Genomic DNA, 8,437 nt, shown 5'->3' with positions numbered 1-8,437 from the left:
TCACCGGCCTCGCCACCCTCAACCCTCTCGGCCATGACGTGGCCGCCACGTGGGAAGCGATCCGCGCCGGCCGCTCCGGCATCGGCCCCATCACCCTGTTCGACGCTTCGGACTACGAGACGCGCATCGCCGGCGAGGTGAAGGGCTTTGACCCGGTGGCCCGCTTCGGCCGCAAGGAGGCGCGGCGCATGGCCCGCCTGACGCAACTGGCGCTGGCCGCGGCTGAGGACGCGCTGGCCGACGCCAGGCTGCGCGACGCGCCGGCCGCCCTGCGCCAGCGAACCGGCGTCGTCGTCGGCAGCGGCATGGGTGCGCTCGACCCCATCGCCGAGGCGGCTGAGACGCTGGCGGCACGCGGGCCGGGGCGCGTCAGCCCTTTCTTCGTACCCATGATGCTGGCCGACACGCCGGCCGCCGCCATCTCCATCGCCCACGGCCTGACCGGCCCTAACCTGGCCGTCTACTCCGCCTGCGCCACCGGCAACAACGCCATCGGCGAGGCGGCGACCATCATCCGGCGCGGCGCGGCCGACGTGATGGTGGCCGGTGGGACAGAAGCGTGCATCTTGCCGCTGGCCCTGGCCGGCTTCGGCGTCATGGGGGCCATCAGCACGCGCAACGACGAGCCGGCGCGCGCCTCGCGGCCATTCGACGCCGGGCGCAACGGCTTCGTCGTGGCCGAGGGGGCGGCGCTGCTGGTGCTGGAGGAGCGCGAGCACGCCCTGGCCCGCGGCGCGACCATCCACGGCGAACTGCTCGGTTACGGTTCTAGCGCCGACGCCTACCACATCACCATGCCCGGCGAGACGGGCGAGGGCGCGGCCGAATCGATGCGCGCCGCGCTGCGCGACGCCGGCCTCGACCCGGCCGACATCGACTACGTCAACGCCCACGGCACATCAACGCCGCTCAACGACCGGGCGGAGACGGCGGCCATCAAGCGCGTCTTCGGCGAGCGGGCCTACGACCTGCCGGTGAGCTCCACCAAATCGATGACCGGCCATCTGCTGGGAGCGGCTGGAGCGCTGGAGGCCATCCTCTGCCTGATGGCCCTACGCGACGGCCTGCTGCCGCCGACCATCAACTACGAGCAGCCCGACCCGGCCTGTGACCTGGACTATGTGCCCAACGCCGCCCGCCCCGCCCCGCTGCACGCCGTCATGTCCAACGCCTTCGGCCTGGGCGGGCACAACGCGACGATTATCCTAGGTGGAGGACAATAAGAGCTCACGCCAAGAGCGCAAAGCCAAAGCTGCTTCCTCTTTTTGCGTTCTTTGCTCCTTTGCGCTCTTTGCGTAAGCTCTTCTTGCAGTACAATATAGACAAGCAAGGAGGCTACTATGCGCTTAGGCAAAGATCTTCTCAACAAACCCATCTATTCACTCGACGACGGTAAGCTGCTCGGCAAGGTGCAAGACCTGTACCTGGATGCCGCGGCCGAAAACTTGCTCGGCGTCTACCTGGGCGCTCAGGGGTTGATCCGGCGCAAATCGGAACTCATCCCCGCCGGCGACGTGGCCCTCTTCGGTATTGACGCCGTGCTGGCGCGGGCCGGCGACGTCGTCACCGATGACAGCGCTCTATCCGGGGCCAAATCCTGGATGCGGCGCGACAAGCTGATCGGTCGCGAGGCGGATACGCCCGGCGGCACGCGACTGGGCATGATCGGCGACGTCATCGTCGATCCGACCGGCCACATTACCGGCTTCGCCCTGTCCAAGGTCTACGTCGAAGGGCCGCTGGCGGAGAAGCGCGTCATCTCCCGCAGCGTCGTCCTCGACATCGGCCAGGAGGACGGCCGCATGACGGTTGACCTGGCCAAGCTGGAGGCGTCGCTCATCGACGCCGAGGCTGTCCCGCTGGCCGTCGGCTCTCTGCATGAGATACCGAAGGAAGGCGCGCCGGCAGAAGAAGACATCCCGCTGACCATCGAGCCGCCCGACCCGCCCCTGTAAAGAATCTCACTCCATCACAATGAATTGCTCTCGGCCGGGGCCGACCGAGACGTAGCCCACCGGCGCGCCGCTCTCCTTGGCGACGAAATCCACGTAGCGCCGGGCGTTGTCCGGCAACTCGTCCGGTCGGCGCGCGCCCATGATGTCTTCCGCCCAGCCCGGCAGCCGCTCGTAGAGCGGCCGGCAGCGCGCCAGCGTCGGGAGGTCGGTCGGGAAAGAGTCCACGCGCCGGCCATCCAGTTCGTAGCCGACGCACACGGGAATCTCCGGCAGCCCGCTCAGGATGTCTAGCTTGGTCAGCACCCATTCGCTGAGGCTGTTGACCCGGCGGGCATGGCGCAACATGGGCAAATCGAGCCAGCCCACGCGGCGCGGCCGGCCGGTCGTCGTGCCGTACTCGTCCCAGGGATTTTCGCCCGTCCCGCGCAGCCGCACCGCCGCGTCGTCGCTCAACTCCGTTGGGAACGGCCCGCCGCCGACCCGCGACGTGAACGCCTTGGCCACACCGATGACCCGATCCACCAGCCGCGGCCCGACGCCCAGGCCGGTAATGGCCCCGCCGGCGGTGGGCGAAGAACTGGTCACGAACGGGTACGTGCCGTGGTCGATGTCGAGCAGTGTCCCCTGCGCCCCCTCGGCCAGCACCATCTGGCCTTGTTGCAGCGCCTCGTCAAGTAGCAGCGGCCCATCGACCAGATGAGGGGCCAGCCGGCGGGCGTAGCCGACGTACTCGGCCGCCACGGCATGGGCGTCGAGCGGCTCCTCGCCGTAGACCTTCACCAGCACCTCGTTCTTGGCCGCCACGTGGGCCTGAACGGCCTCGGCCAGCGCCTCCTCGTCGGCCAGCAGCGCAGCCCGCAGTCCGATGCGGCGCGCCTTGTCGGTGTAGACCGGCCCGATGCCGCGCAGTGTCGTGCCGATGGCCGCCCCGCCGCGCTGCTTCTCGTGCGCCTTATCCATGGCGATGTGGGCCGGGGTGATCAGGTGCGCCCCGTCGCTCAGCTTCAGGCGCGCCGGAGCGACGCTCACGCCGCGAGCGGCCAGCGCATCCATCTCGCGCAGCATGACCGCCGGGTTGACCACCGCGCCGTTGCCGACCAGGCAGACCACACCGGGATGGATGATGCCAGAGGGAATGAGGTGGAGCTTAAAGACCTCGCGGCCGATAGTGACGGTGTGGCCGGCGTTGTCGCCGCCGCTATAACGGGCGACGATGGCCGCGTCCTGGGCCAATCGGTCGGTGATGTGGCCCTTGCCCTCGTCCCCCCACTGCGCCCCGATGATGATCGTCATTGGCATGGCACTCCCTCCGAAGAAAAGAAATCATCCGCAGATTACGCAGATTGCGCAGATTCTCTAAATCTGCGCAATCTGCGTAGTCTGCGGATGATAAACTCTTAGTAATGAACGTTGACGACGGTGCCGACAGGGGCCCAGTTGAAGAGCCAGCCGGCGTCGGGCGTGCTGACGTTGACGCAGCCGTGGCTCATCGGCGACCCGAAGTTACTGTGCCAGTACGTCCCGTGGATGGCATAGTCTTCAAAGAAGTACATCACGTAGGGCACGTCGGGCAAGTAGTAGTCATATCCCAGCAGATAGCCGTTCATCGTCTGGCTCTCGTACTTGGTGTAGGTGCGGTATTGCCCGGTGACGGTCGGCCATTGCGGCAGTCCACTGCTGACCAGTGTGTTGTAGACGGGCGTGTCCCCTTCGTAAGCCACCAACGTCTGGGTGCTCAGGTTCACGTCGATCCAGCGCTCCGCGTCGCCGACACCGGGCGGCCGGGCCGAGAGCGCCCCCGGATCGACGGCCACCGGCTCGGTTGTCGGCGGCGGCAGGGGTGTCGGGCTGGGCGTCAGCGTCGGGGCCAGCGTCGGCGTCGGCAGGGCAGTCGGCGTCCAGGTGGGCAGCGGTTGCCCGTCGCCGCTCACGCCCTTGGTCGGGAAGGCGGGCGGCGCGGTGGGGGACGGCAGCGCCTCGGCTGTCGCCGGCAGCGTGGCCGGCGCCAGCGTCGGGCCGGCGGCCAGTTCAACCGTAGCCGTGGCCTCTGGCAGCGCGTCGGCCGCGTCGGGCGGCCCTATAACGCCATCCAGCAGGGCGCGGCCGGCCGGGTGGAAAGCCAGGGCTGACCCCGCGGCCAACAACAGCAACAGCAGGGCCAACCCAGCCCACAGCGGCCGGCGATCGCGCCGCGCGGATGGCGAGGGGGGCGCGGCGGTCGGCGCGGCGCGGGTGGCAGCCGGCGCGGCGCGTCCCGCGGCAACGTCCAGCCGCTTGGCCTGGGCCAGATAGGCCCGGCGCTCACGGGGTGTGGCGGCCAGCCCGGCCAACAGCAGCCAGGGGCGCGGGTCGCGGGTGTCCTGGCGGGCGGCGCGCTCCAGCAGCGGGCGCGCCTCTTGCGGACGCCCCTGCTCGATGGCCTGGCGGGCCTCGGCGATCAGTCGGTCGTTGGTGAGTGGTGTGGTCATGCGTTCACAAGCTTGGCGGCGCTTGTTCGCGCCCGGTCTAAGGGGCGGCTCCGGCCGACGGCGCATAGCGCACGCCGACGCGAACCTGATCGACGTAACACAGGATGCCGTCGGCGATGGCCCCGGCCAGCAGGTCTGGCTGCGTTGTCAGAATTTGCCGGTCCAGATTCAGGAAGCCCACTTCGATGATGATGCCCGGCACGCCCGGCGCGATCTCGCGGAAGGCGTGATAGTCGAGCATGTCGTGGGTGATGGTGTGGGCGTGGTAATTCATCTGCGTCGCCTGGCGGTAAGCGCCTTCGACGCAGATGGACAGCTGCGAGGAATCGGTCAGCCCGGAGCCGGCAACCTTGAAGCCGGTGGCCTGGTCGTTGATATAGTCGCAGGAGTCGGCGTGGATGGAAACCAGCCCGGTGGCGGCGTAGTTAGCCAGCCGGGGATCAAACTCGTCCAGCAGATCGGTGGCGATGCCGTGGGTCTGCAACTGGGCGATGACGCGCACGGCGATGTCTTCGTTTACCTGCGCCTCGGTCAGCCCGTCTTCGCAGACCGAGCCGGAGTCGTTGCCCTTGTGGCCGGAGATGACGCCGAAACGGACGGGCGCGGGGCTTTGGGCCAAGCGCTGCGTGACGGGCTTGGCCGGCACGGGCTTGACGAACGGCGCGGTCAGCGCCCCCTCCAGACTGCCGGCGGCCACCACCTCGGCCACGCCGCTCGACGGGCTGAAGTAGAAGTAGGCGGCCAGCATGCCGGCCGTCGATAGCGCCAGAAAGGCGAGTAGCGCCAGGTTCCGGCCAATAAACCGCCGAAGGGGGCGATCTTCGTAGCTATCGTCGCTGAATGGGGTCTGCATTATGTCACTATTCTACACGACGCGACCGAAAATTGGAACACCTATTCGCCTACGCCGTCCCGCCGGCTGCCGGCCGTAGGGCGATTTGGCAAATCGCCCTACTCATTCCCATCCCCTCCTGAATCAGACGGTACGGCCGGGATGTAGGTCTGGAAGACCAGCGGGGCATAGATGAGGTTGGCGTCGCTCAGCGCGTCGCCGCGCCGGCCGCCCAGGGCATAGATGCGCGTCTCGACCAGGGTGACGGCCAACTCGCTCCAGTTGCCCACATCCGGCGGCGCGTTCAGCACCGTCCAGGTGCGGCTGATGGGGTCGTAGACCTCGCCGTGGCCCGGCCCCTCCTCGCCCCGGACGCCGCCAATGACGTACAACTTGTTCAACAGCACGGCTGCCCCCGCCCCGGCGCGTGGCTGGAGCATCGGCGGGCAGTCGTCCCAGGCGTCGGCCGGCGGGTCATAGACGTAGCAGGAAGCCTGGTCGGTCGCGCCGTCTGAGCCGCCAACGACGTAAATACGGCCGGTCACCGCGCCGCCGGTCGGTTCGCCCCGCGCCGCCGGCAACGACGCCACCGGCCGCCAGCTATCCGCGCCCGGATCATAGATGTAGGCGGTGTCGAGCGGCCCCTCATCATTGCGCCCGCCGAGCAGGTACAAAAAGCCGCCCTCGGCCACGGCCAGCCCGCCGGCCACCGGTTGCGGCAGCGACGCCACTCGCCGCCAGGCGTCCTGCGACGGGCTATACGCCTCCACAACCGCCGTCGGCTGCCCGTCCGCGTCCAGCCCGCCCGGCACGTACAGTTCGCCGAACAGCTCATCGGCCGTCGTCGCCGTCACCGGGGTGGGTTTGGCGACGGCGCTGCGCCACACGTGCTCCAGCGTGTCGAAGACGCGCACCTCGCCGGTCACGCCCGCCGCCGTCTCGCCGCCGATGAGATAGACATCGAGACCGACCGAGGCGACCGCCCGCCCAGCCCGCGCCTCCGGCAGCGGTCGGCCGTTCAGCCAGCGCGTATCGCCGATGGGCTGCTCGGCAAACAGTTCAGGCGTGGGCGTGGCGAACGGCGCGCCGTCGCGCCATTGGACAAAAGCCAGCGCGGCGGCCGTCAGCAGCAGGAGCGCCAGCAGCGCCAGACTCAGCACCCGCCACGGCCGGCGCGGGCCGCGGACGCGCGCCGGTGCCCGCGCGGCGACCTCGCCGTTGGGAGGAAGCAGCAACTCAGGCGGCTCCAGCGGCAACTCCGGCGTCTCCGGCACAGCTACCGCCGGGGCGGTGATAATGGTCTCGCCTGGCAGCCCCAGCACGCCCTGTTGCAGCGCTACCGTCATGGCCTCGGTACGCGTGGAGACGCCCAACTTGGTATAGATGTTGCGCAAGTGGGTCTTGACCGTCAGCGGGCTGATCGACAGCCCATCGGCGATGGCCTTATTCGACTCCCCGGCAGCCAGGCGGTGCAGCACCTCCAGTTCCCGGTCGCTCAGGGGTTCGCCGCGTTCCGGCATGGCTGCCCTACCCTCCCGGCTCCGTCGGCGTCAGCGGGGCTGTGCCGGTCAGCGTCTCGGTGCCGGTGATGGGGATGGGCGTGGCCGCGGCGCAGCCGGCGCGGGCCTCGCCCAGCTTGGCCCCCAACGTCTCCGTCGGCTCGCGGTTCCACGCCTGCTGGTAGATGCGTTGCGCCGGACACCAGTCCAGATAGTAGGCGAACTGGTCGCCCCAACCGATCAGGGCGCGCTGGAACCGGGCGCACGAATCCTGGTAGAACGGAGCCACGGCGCACAGGTCGCTCCAGTAGTCCGAGGCGATCTCCCAGTTGACGCCGGAGTAAGCCACGGCCTGGAAATACAGGTCGGCCCACAGACGATAGTCCTGCGCCTCCTGCGGCAAGTCACCCAGCCGCTCAGCCTGCGTCAGGTAGTTCAATCCAATCTCCACCTTGTCGCTGTTGACGTAGGTCAGGCCCAGGCCCAGGTAAGTGTCATAGAGCAGCTGATCCGTCTCGCCTCGCTCGTAGTCGGGAAAACGCTGCTGCAAGGCCAGCAACAGCGGCAGGGCCTCCTCCCACTGTTCAGCGGCCACCAAACGGCGGATGGCCTGTAGCTCGGCCCGCGGCTCCCCCTCGGCCGCTGCCTCAAGTGTGCCTTCGGGCGTGGCCTCAGGCGGCTCAGTAGGCCGGGGCGTGCGCGTGGCCCCCTGCGCCGCTTCGGCCTCGGCGCGCATGGCCTGGGCGGCCGGGTTACCGGGGTCTTGGGTCAGCACCCAATCGAGGCGCGTCAGCGCCAGATGAGGGCTGCCCTCGGTCAAGTCCTCGCGGGCCAATTCGACCTGGCGGTTGATCTGTTCGGTGCGGGCTGTCGTCTCCTGCTCGACTTGCAGCGCCCGGCCGCTCTCGAAGGCGAAGTAGGCGACGACCAGGTAGGTCGCCAGCACGACCGAGCCGATGACCAGCAGCAGCCCCAGGAGGCGCACGGACAGGCGCGGCCGCCGGGCAGCGGTCACTTCCCCTTCTGTCGATTCGCCGGCGCGCTCGTCCGGTTCAATGGGTTCCATCATAGTTATTTGGCCGATCAGCGCGCCAGCATGCTGTGATAAACGTCCACGGTGTCGGCGGCGACTTGCGCTTGCGTGAAATGCTCCAACACCCGTTCCCGACCACGCCGGCCCAGTTCGGCGCGCAAGCCGTCATTCTGCATTAATTGTAGCAGTCCCGCCCGAACAGCGTCTACATCCTCTTCAGGAACGATTAACCCGGCGTCGCCGATGACGTGGGGGATCTCGCCGGAGCGCGTGCCGATGACCGGCACGCCGGAAGCCATCGCCTCCACCAGCACCCGGCCGAACTGTTCCTTCCAGTTAGGCAGCGTCCGCGAGGTCAGGGCCAGCGCGTCCAGGTTGCGCAGGTAGGAAGGGACTTGATCCGAGGGGATACCGCCATCAAAGTGGACGCGACCGGCGATGCCCAGTTCGGCGGCCAGTTGGCGCAACTGGGGCAGGTTCGGCCCATCGCCGGCGATGTGCAGCCGCCACACGCCCGGCAGCCCGGCCGCGGCGCGCAGCAGCAAGTCCACCCCCTTCTCCGGAACCAGCCGCCGGTTGGCCGAGCCGATGATGAACGCCCGGCCGGGATCGCGGCTGACCGGCGGCGCGAACAACTCGGGGTCGACGCC

General features: G+C 68.8%; 8 protein-coding genes. 2 read left to right on the top strand and 6 right to left on the bottom strand.

All coding sequences use genetic code 11. The features are described 5' to 3' along the window. The coding region (gene fabF / locus ACE3UY_RS15355; RefSeq protein ID WP_374688376.1) for a beta-ketoacyl-ACP synthase II at positions 1 to 1,223 on the top strand (1,223 nt) is incomplete at its 5' end. Positions 1,224 to 1,340: 117 nt separating this feature from the next. After that, positions 1,341 to 1,955, top strand: coding sequence for a PRC-barrel domain-containing protein (locus ACE3UY_RS15350; protein WP_374688375.1), 615 nt, complete (start codon positions 1,341 to 1,343; stop codon positions 1,953 to 1,955). A 6-nt stretch (positions 1,956 to 1,961) separates the two neighbouring features. Here ACE3UY_RS15350 and ACE3UY_RS15345 read toward each other — a convergent pair whose 3' ends face one another. From ACE3UY_RS15345 to ACE3UY_RS15320, 6 genes are all read right to left on the bottom strand, one after another. After that, entirely contained in the window at positions 1,962 to 3,254 is a 1,293-nt protein-coding gene (locus ACE3UY_RS15345) for an adenylosuccinate synthase (RefSeq protein ID WP_374688374.1), read from the bottom strand. Between the two features lie 98 nt (positions 3,255 to 3,352). Beyond that, positions 3,353 to 4,423: a L,D-transpeptidase family protein gene (locus tag ACE3UY_RS15340; RefSeq protein ID WP_374688373.1), complete on the bottom strand. Its 1,071-nt coding sequence runs from the start codon at positions 4,421 to 4,423 to the stop codon at positions 3,353 to 3,355. Between the two features lie 37 nt (positions 4,424 to 4,460). Beyond that, positions 4,461 to 5,276 (bottom strand): N-acetylmuramoyl-L-alanine amidase, encoded by an 816-nt coding sequence (locus tag ACE3UY_RS15335; RefSeq protein ID WP_374688372.1) that lies wholly within the window; start codon positions 5,274 to 5,276, stop codon positions 4,461 to 4,463. A 98-nt stretch (positions 5,277 to 5,374) separates the two neighbouring features. Next, complete coding sequence (locus tag ACE3UY_RS15330; protein ID WP_374688371.1) at positions 5,375 to 6,775, bottom strand: kelch repeat-containing protein; 1,401 nt, start codon at positions 6,773 to 6,775, stop codon at positions 5,375 to 5,377. 7 nt (positions 6,776 to 6,782) lie between these two features. Continuing rightward, positions 6,783 to 7,823, bottom strand: a complete 1,041-nt coding sequence (locus ACE3UY_RS15325; RefSeq protein WP_374688370.1) for a hypothetical protein — start codon at positions 7,821 to 7,823, stop codon at positions 6,783 to 6,785. A 14-nt stretch (positions 7,824 to 7,837) separates the two neighbouring features. Then, a partial coding sequence (locus ACE3UY_RS15320; RefSeq protein ID WP_374688369.1) for a glycosyltransferase family 4 protein occupies positions 7,838 to 8,437 on the bottom strand: 600 nt, incomplete at its 5' end.

It is taken from the genome of Promineifilum sp. (SeqCode) (assembly GCF_041918635.1).
Lineage (GTDB): Bacteria > Chloroflexota > Anaerolineae > Promineifilales > Promineifilaceae > Promineifilum.
This window is presented reverse-complemented; position numbering and strand designations above follow the sequence as displayed.